The following is a 13,579-nucleotide window of genomic DNA, read 5'->3' on the forward strand; positions in this document are numbered from 1 at the left end:
TTTCGTTATCTGGGATGAGCGTACGTGCACTTCGTCGTCATTCGCGTATTCAGCGGTCGACAGGGTCGCCGCTCGTCGCTGTGAAGGCGATGTCTGCCCGCGTTGCCGCGCCCTCCCAGTCGCCGGGCATGCAGCACGCGAAGGCTCCGGCGGCTACACCCACGTGAAGTCGATCGTCGACTGGGCTGCCGAGGACTAACTCTGTGAGGTAGCCCGCGACGAACGCATCACCCGCTCCGACTGTATCGACAGCGGTAACGGGGATGGCGGGTTTGTCGTATCGCTGGCCCGCGACCATCGCAAACGCGCCGCGCTCGCCGAGCGTGATGACGACCTGCGTTGGCCCGAGCGCCGCCAGCGCATCGGCTTGTGCACCGTGGTCAGTCTCACCGGTAATGAGTTCTGCTTCGTCCTCGCTGGCGAAGACGATGTCAGCACGTGCGATCAATTCGCGGTATGCCGCAGCGGCATCCGCGGGGCCTGCGTCACCGGCCCACAGACGAGAGCGGTGATTCACGTCACATGACACGAGTGTGCCCGCATCGCGTGCGGTCTCGGCCGCGAATCGTGTCGTGCGCGCAGACGATGCCGAGATGGCGAGGTTGATGCCCGAGACATGCAGCACCGACGCCTCGCGGATCACGTCGGTGGGAAGGTGGGAGGGCTCGATTCGGCTGGCAGCGCTGCCCGCGCGATAGTAGGTAACTCGAGTCGCGTTGGGGCGGGGGCTGTCCTTGAGCATGATCGCGGTCGGCGCCTCGGCATCGAGTGTGACGTACGGTTCGACTCCCTCCGCACGAAGCGCTCGGGTGATGCGGCGCCCCATCGCGTCGTCGCCGAGGCGGCCAATCCAGCTCGCACGACCGCCCAGTCGTGCGACGCCAATTGCCACATTCGATTCCGCGCCGCCGAAGGAGATTTCAGCGAGCGACTGTCGGTCGAATCCCCCTGGACGTGTGCCGACCACGAGCCCGAGGCTTTCGCCCAGTGTGACGATCGTGCTCATGCTTCAGCGACCGATCGCGCTGCGGCCGCTGCGGTCGCGACAGCGTCGGCGCCACGTTCGAGCATTGCCGTGGTGGTCATCCAACTACCGCTCACGGCGAAAACAGACGGATGCCTCAGCTGTTCGGCGAGGTTTGCCTGGTTCACCCCGGCACTGGGCATGAACTGGACGTCACGGAAGACCGCACCGAGCGCATCCAGTGCCTCAATACCGCCGAGGAGCCCCGCCGGGAAGAGCTTCACTCGACGAAGACCGAGGGCGCGTGCCGCCTGCACTTCGCTCGGGGTCATCACGCCAGGCACGATCTCAATGCCCGCATCGAGCGCGCACTGCACAACGGTCGCGTCAAGACCGGGCGTGACGATGAACTGCGCTCCGGCGTCTATAGCTGCTCGAGCCTGGTCGACGTCGAGCACCGTGCCTGCACCGACTCGAATGTCGCGCCGAGCGGCAATGCGCTGCAACGCCGCCAGCGCGTAGTCGCTTCGCAGCGCCACCTCGACGATCGGCAGACCCCCAAGCATGAGTCCGTCAGCGAGCGCATCAGCCTGTGCCGAGTCTGCTGGCGTCGCGAGCGGTATGATCCGCTGCCCGCCGAGCGCAGTCATCGTGCCAGCCACCCTCCATCGACCGGCAGAACAATGCCGCTCACATAGGCAGCGGCATCGCCCGCGAGGAACACCGCAGCACCACCCAGATCCGACGCATCGCCCCAGCGACCCGCCGGTATGCGGTCGAGGATCGCAGCAGAGCGCTCTGGGTCGTTGCGCAGATCTTCGGTGTTGTCGGTCGCAATGTATCCGGGGGCGATCGCGTTGACCGTTACCCCCCTGCCGACCCACTCGTTGCTCAGCGCGTGGACGAGCCCGGTGAGGCCCGACTTCGCCGCGGCATACCCAGGCACGTTGATGCCGCCTTGGAAGCTGAGCAGGCTTGCCGTGAAGATGATGCGGCCGCGGCCACGCGAGAGCATGCTCTCGCCAACACGCTGCGACAGGACGAACTGGCTGGAGAGGTCGACCTCGATGACCTCATCCCACCAATCGAGCGGATGCTCGGCGGCGGGCGATCGCCGGATGAGTCCGGCGTTGTTGACAAGGATGTCAGCGCGATCGGCGACGACGTCAGCGAAGGCAACGACGGCGGCACGGTTACTGAAGTCGACCGCGTACGCCTCACAGCTTCGGCCCAGTTCAGCGGCTCGGCGGCCAATCGCTCCCCCGTCCGCCTCCTGCTGCGCCGACGCAACGATCAGGTCGGCGCCAGCGGCGGCGAGGGCCTCGGCGATTGCATAGCCGATGCCGCGTCGTGCGCCGGTGACGATTGCCGTGCGGCCGGTGAGGTCAAACGGCGCGCTCATCGTTCGCTCCGCGAGTCGACGAGCACCTTCATGCCGGCGCCACGCTCGAGCTCCGCGAACGCGTCGCGTGCCCGCTCGAGCGGCACGATGCTCGTAATGATCTCCTCGGCCGGGATCGCGCCGCTCGAGAGCAGGTCAATTGCGCGCTCATAGTCGACTCGCTCGTAAACGCGCGCGCCGATGATTTCGAGCTCGCGCCAGAACATCGCGAACAAGTTCAGCGGTACAGGCTTGCTGTGAATGGCGACCACGACGACGCGGCCTCGCACCTTCGCATAGTCGACACATCCGAGCGCGGTCGAGGCAGCGCCGGCAACCTCGAAGACGACGTCCGCCCCCGTGCCGCCGGTTGTCTGCTCGACGAAGGCAACAGCATCCTCTGTTGCGGGATCGATGGTCTCGATCCCGCGGTTCGCTGCGATCTGGCGACGGGCCTGGTTGGGCTCGATCAGGATCACGCGGGCACCGGTCGCCTGCGCGACGCTAGCGATGAGCTGGCCGATCGGCCCGCCGCCGATAACGACGGCGGTCTCGCCCTGAACCAAGCGCGAGCGTGCCACGTCGTGGCACGCCACAGCCACGGGTTCGACCAGCGCGCCGGTGGCGAGTGAGAGCCCATCAGGCAGGGGGACGACGATGGACGCGGGCACCGTCCAGCGCTCTCTCATCGAGCCAACGCTGTCGATGCCGACAAACACGAGCTTCTGGCAGACGTGCTGGTTTCCGGCGCGGCACGCGGGGCATGTGCCGCACCAGCGCAACGGCATGACCGTGACGGGCTGCCCGACCGCCAGGCCGCTGACACCCTCGCCGATGCGAGCGATCGTGCCGGCCATCTCGTGACCAATCGACTGCGGTGGTGCTACACGATGGTCCATCTCACCGTGCAGGATGTGCAGATCGGTGCCGCAGATGCCCGTGTAGGCGACCGCGATTTCCACCTCGCCCGCTTTCGGCTCGGTCGGTTCAACGTCGACGACGCCGATCCGTCCTTGGCCGTCGTACTGTGCTGCTTTCACGCTGTCTCCTCGCGTCACTCTGAGTTCCCTCAGCGGAGCACTGCTCCACCGTCGTGAGATCGTGCCTGCGCTAGTACTGACCGTTAAGCGTTCCCCAGTCTTGCGAGAGCCCTGCGGCGCTTCGTCGCTGCGGCACATTCCACGGATTTGCATCGCGCAGTGCCGGCGGCAACAGCGCCTCCGGCATGTTTTGGTAGGCAACACCGCGCAAGAACCTGCCGATGGCAGCGGTGCCCACACTCGTGTCGTCGGTTGTTGTTGCGGGGTAAGGGCCCCCGTGCTGCATCGAGGCCGTCACGGCAACACCCGTCGGCCATCCGCCGTAGAGCACCCGGCCGCTCGTCGCAGCAAGGGTTCGCACCAGCGCAGCGAGATCCTCAGACTCGCTCTCCACAGCGTGAACCGTCGACGTCAGGTTGCCGGGGAATAGCGACGCGTGCAGCGCGGGCAACTCATCGATCGAGCGATAGCGCACCAGAACGCTCAGCGGGCCAAACGACTCCTCGACCATCGCATCACCCGCTGAGACAAGGTCGTCAACACCGATAGCGACCAGCGTGGGCGTCGCCCAGCGCTGCCCCGCGTCGTCGGTGCGCACGTCGCCGGCGGCGAGCACCTCGACACCCGCAGTGCCGAGAACTGCCTCCCGGCGCGCCTCGTAGGCTCCGCCAATGCCCGGGTTCAACAGTCGGTGCTCGGCCACCGCGCTCGCAGCTGTGGCGACCGCTGCGAGGTCTGCCGTCTCGGGCACAAACAAGAATCCGGGCTTCGTGCACAGCTGCCCCGCTGATCCGCACACGCTCCCGACGAAGGTCGCCAGGAGCGAGTCGTCAGCGGCGAGGGCCCCGGCCGTGACATAGGCGGGGTTCACGCTTCCGAGTTCACCGAAGAACGGGATCGGCCGAGGCCTCGCGGCGGCAATGTCCGCGAGCATGCGTCCCACCCGGCCGGAGCCGGTGAACGCGGCGGCACGGATGCGATCGTCCTTCAGGAGCGCGGTGCCGTTCTCCTGGCCTGAGACAAGTTGGAAGGTGCCCTCCGGCATCCCTGCGTCTCGAAGCGCCGTCTCGACGACGCCCGCCGTCGCGATCGAAAGCTCGGGGTGACCCGAGTGCGCCTTCACGATGACCGGGCATCCCGCGGCGAGGGCGGCAGCACTGTCGCCGCCCGCGACCGAAAACGCGAAAGGAAAGTTGCTGGCCGCGAAATTCAGCACGGGCCCAACGGGCTCGAGCATGCGACGCAGCTCGGGCCGCGGCCCTGGTGCGTAGCTGGGGTCGGCGTCGTCGATCGTGACGCCCAGGTGGGCGCCGCCGATGACAACCTCGGCGAACAGTCGCAGCTGCGCTGACGTGCGTCGAACTTCACCCTGCAGTCGCGCCGGCGCAAGCCCGGTTTCGTGTTGCGCGACGCGGATCAGTTCGTCCGCCTCGGCATCGAGTGCGTCAGCCACGGCGAGGAGCGCCCTCGCACGTGCAGTGGGGGTGGTCGCGGCGAACGGTGCGGCCGCGTCGGCGGCGCGCTGGGCGATTGCGCCGACGTCTGTCTCTACTTCGGTCATCATGCTCTCCTATTCGGCTCAGTAAGCCGGTTCACTCGCGATCGAAGGTGAGGGTCGAACCGGTCACCGCTGCGCGGTCACCGATTTCCTGCCATCCGTCACCGTCGGGGAACGTCCACCGCTCGACCGACGCGGGAAGCATCTCGGCACCCGTACCCGGCCGCTGTGGTGCGAGATACCGGCCACGCTCAATGCGGACGGGCTCCGCGAAGTGCTCGTGCAGGTGGTCGACATACTCGATCATGCGGTGATCCTGTGTAGTCGCGACGACGGCGTAGTCGAAGAAGGAGAAGTGCTGGACGAGCTCACACAGCCCCACTCCACCCGCGTGCGGGCATACGGGTACTCCGAACTTCTTCGCCAGCAGCAGGATCGCGAGGTTCTCGCTCACGCCAGCCACGCGGGTCGAGTCGATCTGGAGCACGTCGATGCCGCCGGCCTGCAGCAACTGCTTGAAGATGATGCGGCTCTGCACCGCTTCGCCCGTCGCGACCCGCATGGGTGCGATCTCTTTTCGGATCGCGGCGTGGCCGAGTACGTCATCCGTGCTCGTGGCCTCCTCGATCCAGTACGGGTTGAATTCGGAAAGCTGCTTGAGCCATGCCACAGCGTCCGGCACATCCCAGCGCTGGTTCGCATCGATCGCCACGGGGTACTCGGCACCCAGAGCTTCACGCACGATGCCGAGGCGGCGCCGGTCGTCTGCGACGTCGCCGCCGACCTTCAACTTGATCATGCCGAATCCGTCGGCGACGGCCTGCGTGCTCAGACGCAGCAGCTTCTCGTCTGAGTAGCCCAGCCAGCCCGGGGATGTCGTGTAGGCGGGGAAGCCGTCTCGCTCGAGCTCGGCGATGCGCTCGCTCTTGCCCACCTGGCCGGCTCGCAGAATCTCGAGTGCCTCGTCGGGAGAGAGGGCATCAGAGATGTGGGTGAAGTCGATGGCTGCGACGAGCGCCTCGGGAGAGAGCTCAGCCATGAAGCGCCACAACGGCTTGCCCGCCCGACGCGCCGCGATATCCCACAGCGCCGTGATGAGTGCCCCGGCCGCCATCTGCGTGACGCCCTTTTCTGGACCGAGCCAGCGCAGCTGCGAATCGTGCACCAGCAGCCGGGCAGCTGCCCCGAGGTCATCGACCAACTCGTCGAGGTCGCGCCCCACCAGCAGGCGGCCGTACGACTCGATTGCCGTGACGACGATCTCGTTGCCGCGTCCGGCCGTGAAGACCATGCCGTAACCCGACTCGTCGTTGTCAGCGACGATGCGCACGTATGCGGCCGAGTAGTCAGGGTCGACGTTGACGGCGTCCGAGCCGTCGAGGGACAGCGAGGTCGGGAACCGCACGTCGCTCGTTTCAATTGCCGTGATTTTGGTCACAGGAGTCCTCTCGAATTGTCGGCTACGGCCCAAGGAGGCCGGGCAGCCAGGTGGTGAAGAAGGGGAAGAAGGTGATGAGCAGAAGCACCAGGACCATCGGGATGAAGAAGGGCATGACACCCTTGATCACTTTCGATACGGGTATGTCTGTCACGCTCGAGAGCACAAACAGTACGAGTCCGACGGGTGGTGTGAGTAAGCCAATCATCAAGTTGAAGATGACGATGGCCCCTACGTGCAGCGGGTCAAGTCCGTACTGGGTCGCAACAGGCGCGAGCACAGGCACGAGTATCAAGATCGCCGCCGTTGGTTCGATGATGGCGCCCACGATGAGAAGCAGGATGTTGAGCAAGAGGAGGAAGACGATCGGGTTCGTCGTGATTCCCAGGATCAGCTCTGCAGCCCGTTGCGGCGCTTGTTCCCGGGCGAGCACCCAGCCAAACAGCGACGCGGCCGCCACGATGATCAACACCGAACCGCTCGTCTCTAACGTCGTGCGCAGCACGTATTTGAGGTTCGCGCCGTTCATCCTCTGGTAGGCGGCCGCTAACAAAAACATATAGACGACGCCGATGCCGGCCGCCTCTGTTGGGGTGAAGATGCCTCCTAGAATGCCCCCGAGAACCACGACGCCGGCACCGAGGCCGGGCAGTGCACCGAGCATCGGCATCCAGCGTTGCTTGCCCCGAACGCGCTGCAGGCGCAGATCGTCACGCTTTCGCGTCATCACCCACACCATGATGCAGAGCGCCAACACGATGAGCAGTGCCGGGATGATGCCGGCCATGAACAGTGCACCGACGGAGAGTCCCGCGGTCACCGCGTAGATGATGGCGGGGATCGACGGCGGCAGGATCGGCGCGATAAGCGACGACGCACCCGTGATTCCCACGGAGAATTGTTGGCTGTACCCGCGCTTGACCATCGCCGGCACCTGCACGCGGCCGAGGGCCGCGGCGTCGCTGATGGCAGCACCACTCATCCACGCGAAGCCGAAGCTCGTCGCCACGTTGACGTAACCGAGGCTGCCGCGCACGTGTCCGATGAGAGCAGTCGCCGCGTTGAAGAGGCGGTCGGAGATTCCACTCACGTTCGCGATGTTGCCGAGCATGATGAACAGCGGCACCGCCAACAGGGGGAACGAGTTCAGCCCCGACAGCGTCTGCTGCGCAGCGACCTCGTAGGTCGCGCTCGGGTCTGCCGTGACGTAGATCAGACAGGGCACGAGCAGGGCAATCGCCACGGGCACGCGAAGTGCCAGCATCACGAGCAAGCCCAGGAGCATCCACACGATGGTCATCAGACGCCACCCTTTTCTGCGTCGATAGTGCCAGCGAACTGGCTGGGATAGCGCACTGCGAGCCAGAGGTTGCAGAGCGAGTGAAAGGCGAGAAGCCCGAACCCGACGACGGAGGATACATAGACGACCGGCAACGGAATACCCGTTCCGGGCGACGTGAGTCCCATCGTTGTTGCCATAAGTCCGAATGAGCCGAATACCATCGCGATCGACACCACGCTCACGATCACGGCCGCGAGCGCTTCGATGATGGCAACGACCTTGCCGGTCTTGCCACCGCCGTAGAGCTGAACCGTGATGTTACGGCGTCTGGCCGTGACGAACGCCGCGGCCACGAACACCAGCCAGATGAAGGTGAAGCGTGCTGCTTCTTCGCTCCAGCTGAAAGGCGACGAGAACACGTAGCGCGACACGACCTGCAGCACCACCAGGGTGAGCAAGCCCACCAGGAGCACCATGCCGAAAGCGAATTCTGCTCGGACAAGCAGTCGGTAGGCGAACGAGCGAGACTCGAGGTATCGCTCGTCGCCGGGTTCGAGCCGTGACATTAGCCTTCTCGGATTTCGAGGTACAAGTCGCCCCACTCGAAGCTGTTGGGAATCATCTCAAGCGCGCGCTGACGGAAGTGCTCGACATCGACGTCGTCATTGATCTGAATCGTTCCGGCCTCACGCCACTCCTCGACGAACGACGCTTCCTCGTCCTCGATGCACTCCCGAACCGCTGCAGAGGCATCGACCATCGCCTCTTGCAGTGCCGCGCGCTGCTCGTCACTCAGTGCCGAGAGCGAGGCATCGCTGCCGACGATCATCACGCCCTGAATCATGTGGCCCGTCAGGTTCAGGTAATCCTGCACCTCGTAGAAGCGCTGGCTCGCGATCGTCGGAATCGGGTTCTCCTGAGCGTCGATCGTGCCCTGCTGCAGGCCGAGGTAGGCCTCGGAGAGAGCCATCGGCGTGGCCGCGCCACCCATGATGTCTGCCATGGCGAGGTACAGGGGCGCGTCTGGCGTGCGGAACTTCTTGCCTGCCAGGTCGGCAGACGTCGAGACCGGCTCCTTCGAGGTCACGTGGCGTGTGCCGTAGTACCAGGTGCTCAGCACATCCAGGCCCGATTCCTCCTTGAGCGACGCGAAGATTTCATCGGCAACGGGGCCGTCGAGGGTCTCTACGAAGTGGTCGATGTCGCGGAACAGGTACGGGGCGTCGAACATTGCCACGTTCGGCTCCCACACTCCGAGGAACGACGGACCTGCGACCGCAAGTTCGAGGCTGCCGGTGACAACCTGCTCGAGGCTTTCGGCCTCACTACCGAGCTGAGCCGCGGGGAACGCGTTGATGAACACGCCCGACCCTTCGAGGGCACCGTTCAATGAAGGAACGCCGCACGTCTGGACGGGGTGGCTCGGGTCGTAGACGTGCGATAGACGCAGTTCGACTGCGTCCTCGGGCGCGGACGTAGTGGTCTGTTCGGGGGCCTCGTTGCCTACGCAGGCGCTGAGTCCGAGGGTCATGATCGTGGCAGCGGCGAGAGCCGTGCCAACACGCTGATGCTTCATCGTTGAAACTCCTTCTTCTTGGTTGGGCGGTTGGGAGGGGAAAACGTCTGCGTGGGCGACGCCGGTTCGAGCGGCGGCGCTCCGAGTTGTTCAGCGAGCTGGTTGATCGCCTCGATGGTGCTGTGGGCCAGCGGGATGTGTACAAGACGATCCGTGCGTGATTGCTCTTCGGGATCGCCCGGCGCGCGAACGTCGGGACCAGCCGCCCGGACCGTGTCGCGCAACTGCTGCACACGCGCTGCGGTCTGTTCGGCACCTGCGAAGGCCGCGGGGTCGACCGCGATCACCAGGTGGCCGACGTTCATGCGTGAGCCCGGATTCGACCAAATGTCCTCGGTCTCGAAGGCGAAGCGTGACCCGCCGAGCACGACCGACAACCCTTCGATCAGTACCGCCACGGCCGAACCCTTGTGCCCGCCAAACGCAGTCAACGCTCCGGCCATTGCTGCGGCCGGGTCGGTCGTCGGGTGGCCCGCTTCGTCGACCGCCCAGCCTTCGGGGATGCTGGTGCCTGCGTTTCGCGCTCCGATCACTTTGCCGTAGGCGCCGGTGCTGGTCGCGAGATCGGCCGTGAGCGGGGTTTGGGTGCCTGCCGGCAGGCTGATGGACAGTGGATTGGTTCCGAGCACCTTCCGTGTCGCGCCGAAAGGTGCGACCGTCGGGCCCGTCGACGACACACCGATGGCCAGCCAGCCCGACTCGGCAAGCCGCTGCGTCCAGTAGCCGCCCGCGCCGAAATGTGAGCTCGACTGCACGGCGACGGTCACCGAGGCTGACGTGCCGCGCTGCGACTCGATCCACCGCAGAGCCTCTTCCATGGCGACTTGCCCGAAGGCGCCGTCAGCGTCGAGCAGTCCGGCGCCGGTGTTTTCGGTCACCCAGCGCATCTGTGGGTCCCGGTTGATGCCGCCCGCTGACACGGCGGCTGCATACAGCGGCAGTCGCAGGAGGCCGTGCGAGGCGATCCCACTGCGATCAGCGAACAAGAGATTGTCGACGGTCGCACGGGCATGGTCGGTGTGTGCCCCGACGGCGCGGAGGATCTGCTCGGCGATCACCTTCGCATGAGCCAGCTCAATCATGGGTGTCGTGGTGTCGCTCATGTGATCGTCAGCCTCTGAATCGCGCTCATGACGAAACCTCCCGCTCGTGGCCAAGGACAGTGGCACGAACGTCTGCTAGCCGTGATTCGGCGAGTGGGCCGCCGAGCCCGCGACCGAAGCGACGTCGCGCTGAGAACAGGTGCGAGCGCATCGCGGACGTGGCTGCGGTTGCGTCGCCGCGGGCGATGGCGTCAGCAATCTGCTGGTGTTCTTCGATCGTGACCGATGCATCCATGTCTTCGGTGTACAGACGGAAGAGGTGCAGATGCGCGTGCGTGCGATTGAAGGCCTCTTCAAGGAATGGGTTGCCGACGGCCCGAAATACAGCACTGTGGAACACGGTGTCGTGCGAGAGGAGCGCGGCCCCGCCGGTTTGAGTGCCATGTTCTGCGACGAAGCGCTCCACCTCGGCTTGCAACCGCGGGCCTGGGTTGGACGCTCGATCGACTGACGCCGCACCTGCCGCCCAGGGCTCAAGCAGGAGCCGCACCTCAAAGAGATGGTCGAGATCGTTTTCGTCAAGCAGCGGAGTCGTCCAGTAGCCGCGCTTCTGCTTCACCACAACAAGCCGGTCGCCTTCGAGGCGCTGAAGCGCCTCGCGCACGGGCGTGTGGGAGACGCCGAGCTCGCGTGCGAGGGCGTCGATGTTGAGCTTGATGTCGGGCGCGATCAGGTTGGTCAGGATCATGTGGCGAATGCGTTCGTACACGGCGACCGACGTCGAGAGGTGGCCGGTCTGCTCAGGCTGTCGCATCGCTCGCCTCGCGTTCTAGTCGGGAGAGGTCAGCCCACAGACTGCGCACACCGTACGTCCACGGTGCGAGTTCCTCCGTGCGCCCGACGATGTTTCGGAGGCAGCCGAGCTGGTCGGCGCTGATCTCCACGAGATCCCCCAGATGGTGGGTGAAGCCGTGGCCAGGTGCTCCGCGGTCTTGCGTCGGTGCGAAGAGCGTGCCGGTGAACAGGGCGAAGCCGTCCGGATACTGGTGGTGAGTGCCCGCTGTCGCCTCGACCAATGCTTCGAATGATCGGCTGAGGGCCGTGACGCGGTTGACCCCCTCGAGGAGGTAGCCGTCGGACCCGCTCACGACGAGTCGGATCTCGAGGCGCCGAGCATCGTCGATGGTGAACGTCTCATCAAACAGACGGATCACCGGCCCCACGGCCGTCGAACGATTGTTGTCTTTTGCCATGCCCAGCAGTAGGGCGCTGCGGCCTTCGACGTCGCGCAGGTTCACGTCATTCCCGAGCGTCACGCCGATGATGTCGCCCGCCGAGGTGACGATGAGCACCAGCTCGGGCTCGGGATTGTTCCACGACGAGAAGGAGGGCACGCCGATCGCGGCCCCGCAGCCGACTGCAGAGAGCAGCGGCCCCTTCGTGAAGACTTCCGGGTGAGGGCCGATGCCGACCTCGAGATACTGCGACCACCATCCGCGCTCGAGTAGCTCCTCCTTCAAGGTGGCAGCTTCCGCGCTTCCGGGCTCGATCGTCGCGATGTCAATGCCGAGGGCCGCGTCGAGCTCGGCGCGCACCGAGGCTGCACGCGCCGCGTCACCCATGCACCGCTCTTCGATGACTCGTTCCAGCATCGACGCCACGAAGGTGACGCCGCACGCCTTGATCACGTGCAGGTCGATGGGCGCGAGCAGATTGGGGCCGGTGTCGTCGCCTTCCCAGCGCAGATCGTTCACACTCCAGAGCGGCTCCGCAGCGCGCGCTCGTGCGATGGCAGCTGCGAGGTCTGCCCGCTCGAGAAGTGCTGACACTGTCGTCGCTTCGGCAAGGAGGTCGTACACCGCACCGTCAGCGAAGAGGACGGGAATCGGCGCGCGGCGTTGCGGATCCCACACTCGACCGATGAACGTGCCGCTTCCGGTGGGGAGCGCATCGGCTACAGCGTGCGCCGCCATCTGGGTGTCTCGCACGTCGGTCTGTCCAGTACCGGACATCGTTGTCCAATCTCATTTCCTACATGAATTATAAAAAGCCTATAGGTTTTGCGTTCGCTCACTCAACCACAAGACGTCGTCCCGCGCAAGGACCCTTGCGCGTTCCCGAAGCGCCCGCATCCCGGCGTGGCCTGCGATCAGGCCCCACTGGGACGGGCGGGAATAAATATATGATTCGGCCAAATCAAGTTGTATAGTTGGGCTCGTAGTGGTTCCCAGCGTCGGGAGTCCCCCTCGAGAAACGGCAAACGATGACTCAGACAGTTCCCGCCACCACTCTTCTCGAATGGGCCACGGACATTGTGGCCCGGTGGGGCTACCGCCACGACGACGCGCGCTACATCGCCGAGACTCTCGTGGATGCGAACCTACGTGGCGTCGACTCGCATGGAATCATGCGGCTTCCGGCGTACTACGAGCGCGTTCGGCACGGCCTGACGGAGCCCGCAGCAACCGCGGTAACCACGATTCGCGGGGCCACCGCACAGGTCAACGCAGACCGGGTAGCGGGCCAGCTGGCGGCTCGAGAGGCGGTGCGCACGGCAACGACCATCGCGAACGAACTCGGGGTCGCCGCGGTGACCGTGTCGGGGAGTTCGCACTTCGGGGCCGCCGGCTTCTACGCGCGCGAACTCGCCGAGAACGGCCTGTTCAGCATGGTGATGTCGAATTCCGAGCCGATCGTCGTGCCCTTTGGCGGTCGCACCTCACTGCTCGGCACGAACCCCCTCGCCCTCGCGGCGCCCACCGAAGACGGCGTCGTCGCCGTCGACATGGCAACCAGCCAGGCGGCGATGGGCAAGGTGTACGGCGCGCGCCTGTCCAACACGCCGATTCCCGCCGACTGGGGCGTCGATAGCACCGGGCGCCCGACCACCGATCCGCACGCGGTAACCGCACTATTGCCGGCGGGCGGCCCGAAGGGATACGCGCTCGGCTTCTTCGTCGAGATGCTGTCGGCCGTGCTGTCGGGTGCGGCCATCACCCACGACGTCGGTGACATGTATAAAGACTTCAGCAAGACCCAGAACGTCGGGCACTTCTTTCTCGCCATCTCTGTCGAGAACTTCATGTCGCGCGCCGATTTTGAACGGCGTGCCCAGACGCTCATCACCCTGGCGCACGGCACCGAGCCGGTCGACCCCTCGCGCCCGGTGCTCGTGCCGGGTGAGCCAGAACAGTTGACGTCACGGGCGCGCCTTGAGGCTGGCGTGCCCCTCAGCGACGGAGTCGTTGAGGAGCTCGCCACGCTCAGCGACGCACTCGGCGTGCCGTGGCCCGGGGGCGTGGCGGCCGCAGCAGCCAGCACGCCGTAGGCGCGTCGATTCCGATTCTGGCGCCACCG

General features: G+C 65.6%; 13 protein-coding genes. 1 reads left to right on the forward strand and 12 read right to left on the reverse strand.

Going from position 1 to position 13,579, the window contains the following annotated elements:
- Positions 1–49 precede the first annotated feature (49 nt).
- The 12 genes from CPY97_RS12060 to CPY97_RS12115 all read right to left on the reverse strand — a co-directional run bounded on the left by CPY97_RS12060 (position 50) and on the right by CPY97_RS12115 (position 12,234).
- On the reverse strand, positions 50–1,006 hold the full coding sequence (locus CPY97_RS12060; protein WP_096423044.1) for a sugar kinase: 957 nt from the start codon (positions 1,004–1,006) through the stop codon (positions 50–52).
- On the reverse strand, positions 1,003–1,614 hold the full coding sequence (locus CPY97_RS12065; RefSeq protein ID WP_096423045.1) for a bifunctional 4-hydroxy-2-oxoglutarate aldolase/2-dehydro-3-deoxy-phosphogluconate aldolase: 612 nt from the start codon (positions 1,612–1,614) through the stop codon (positions 1,003–1,005). The genes CPY97_RS12060 and CPY97_RS12065 overlap by 4 nt, the downstream gene beginning before the upstream one ends.
- A complete protein-coding gene (locus CPY97_RS12070; RefSeq protein ID WP_096423046.1) occupies positions 1,611–2,366 on the reverse strand; it encodes an SDR family oxidoreductase in 756 nt (251 codons plus the stop codon). Before CPY97_RS12070 ends, CPY97_RS12065 begins: the two co-directional genes overlap by 4 nt.
- Positions 2,363–3,385, reverse strand: coding sequence for a zinc-dependent alcohol dehydrogenase (locus CPY97_RS12075; protein ID WP_173826890.1), 1,023 nt, complete (start codon positions 3,383–3,385; stop codon positions 2,363–2,365). The genes CPY97_RS12070 and CPY97_RS12075 overlap by 4 nt, the downstream gene beginning before the upstream one ends.
- A 70-nt stretch (positions 3,386–3,455) precedes the next feature.
- Positions 3,456–4,946: an aldehyde dehydrogenase (NADP(+)) gene (locus CPY97_RS12080; protein ID WP_331716209.1), complete on the reverse strand. Its 1,491-nt coding sequence runs from the start codon at positions 4,944–4,946 to the stop codon at positions 3,456–3,458.
- Positions 4,947–4,977: 31 nt separating this feature from the next.
- On the reverse strand, positions 4,978–6,321 hold the full coding sequence (locus tag CPY97_RS12085) for an enolase C-terminal domain-like protein (RefSeq protein ID WP_096423049.1): 1,344 nt from the start codon (positions 6,319–6,321) through the stop codon (positions 4,978–4,980).
- Positions 6,322–6,343: 22 nt separating this feature from the next.
- Positions 6,344–7,621, reverse strand: coding sequence for a TRAP transporter large permease (locus CPY97_RS12090; RefSeq protein ID WP_096423050.1), 1,278 nt, complete (start codon positions 7,619–7,621; stop codon positions 6,344–6,346).
- The gene (locus CPY97_RS12095) at positions 7,621–8,079 is read right to left on the reverse strand and encodes a TRAP transporter small permease (protein ID WP_161494129.1); all 459 of its coding nucleotides are present in this window, start codon (positions 8,077–8,079) and stop codon (positions 7,621–7,623) included. Before CPY97_RS12095 ends, CPY97_RS12090 begins: the two co-directional genes overlap by 1 nt.
- Positions 8,080–8,168: 89 nt before the next feature.
- Positions 8,169–9,179: a DctP family TRAP transporter solute-binding subunit gene (locus CPY97_RS12100; protein ID WP_096423052.1), complete on the reverse strand. Its 1,011-nt coding sequence runs from the start codon at positions 9,177–9,179 to the stop codon at positions 8,169–8,171.
- Positions 9,176–10,282 (reverse strand): Ldh family oxidoreductase, encoded by a 1,107-nt coding sequence (locus CPY97_RS12105; RefSeq protein ID WP_231923949.1) that lies wholly within the window; start codon positions 10,280–10,282, stop codon positions 9,176–9,178. The genes CPY97_RS12100 and CPY97_RS12105 overlap by 4 nt, the downstream gene beginning before the upstream one ends.
- A 25-nt stretch (positions 10,283–10,307) precedes the next feature.
- On the reverse strand, positions 10,308–11,036 hold the full coding sequence (locus tag CPY97_RS12110; protein WP_096423053.1) for a GntR family transcriptional regulator: 729 nt from the start codon (positions 11,034–11,036) through the stop codon (positions 10,308–10,310).
- Positions 11,023–12,234 (reverse strand): fumarylacetoacetate hydrolase family protein, encoded by a 1,212-nt coding sequence (locus tag CPY97_RS12115; RefSeq protein ID WP_231923950.1) that lies wholly within the window; start codon positions 12,232–12,234, stop codon positions 11,023–11,025. Before CPY97_RS12115 ends, CPY97_RS12110 begins: the two co-directional genes overlap by 14 nt.
- Before the next feature lie 251 nt (positions 12,235–12,485).
- Between CPY97_RS12115 and CPY97_RS12120 the strand changes: the two genes are divergently transcribed.
- Positions 12,486–13,550 (forward strand): Ldh family oxidoreductase, encoded by a 1,065-nt coding sequence (locus CPY97_RS12120; RefSeq protein ID WP_096423054.1) that lies wholly within the window; start codon positions 12,486–12,488, stop codon positions 13,548–13,550.
- Positions 13,551–13,579: the final 29 nt, after the last annotated feature.

It is taken from the genome of Microcella alkaliphila, from assembly GCF_002355395.1.
Classification (GTDB): domain Bacteria; phylum Actinomycetota; class Actinomycetes; order Actinomycetales; family Microbacteriaceae; genus Microcella; species Microcella alkaliphila_A.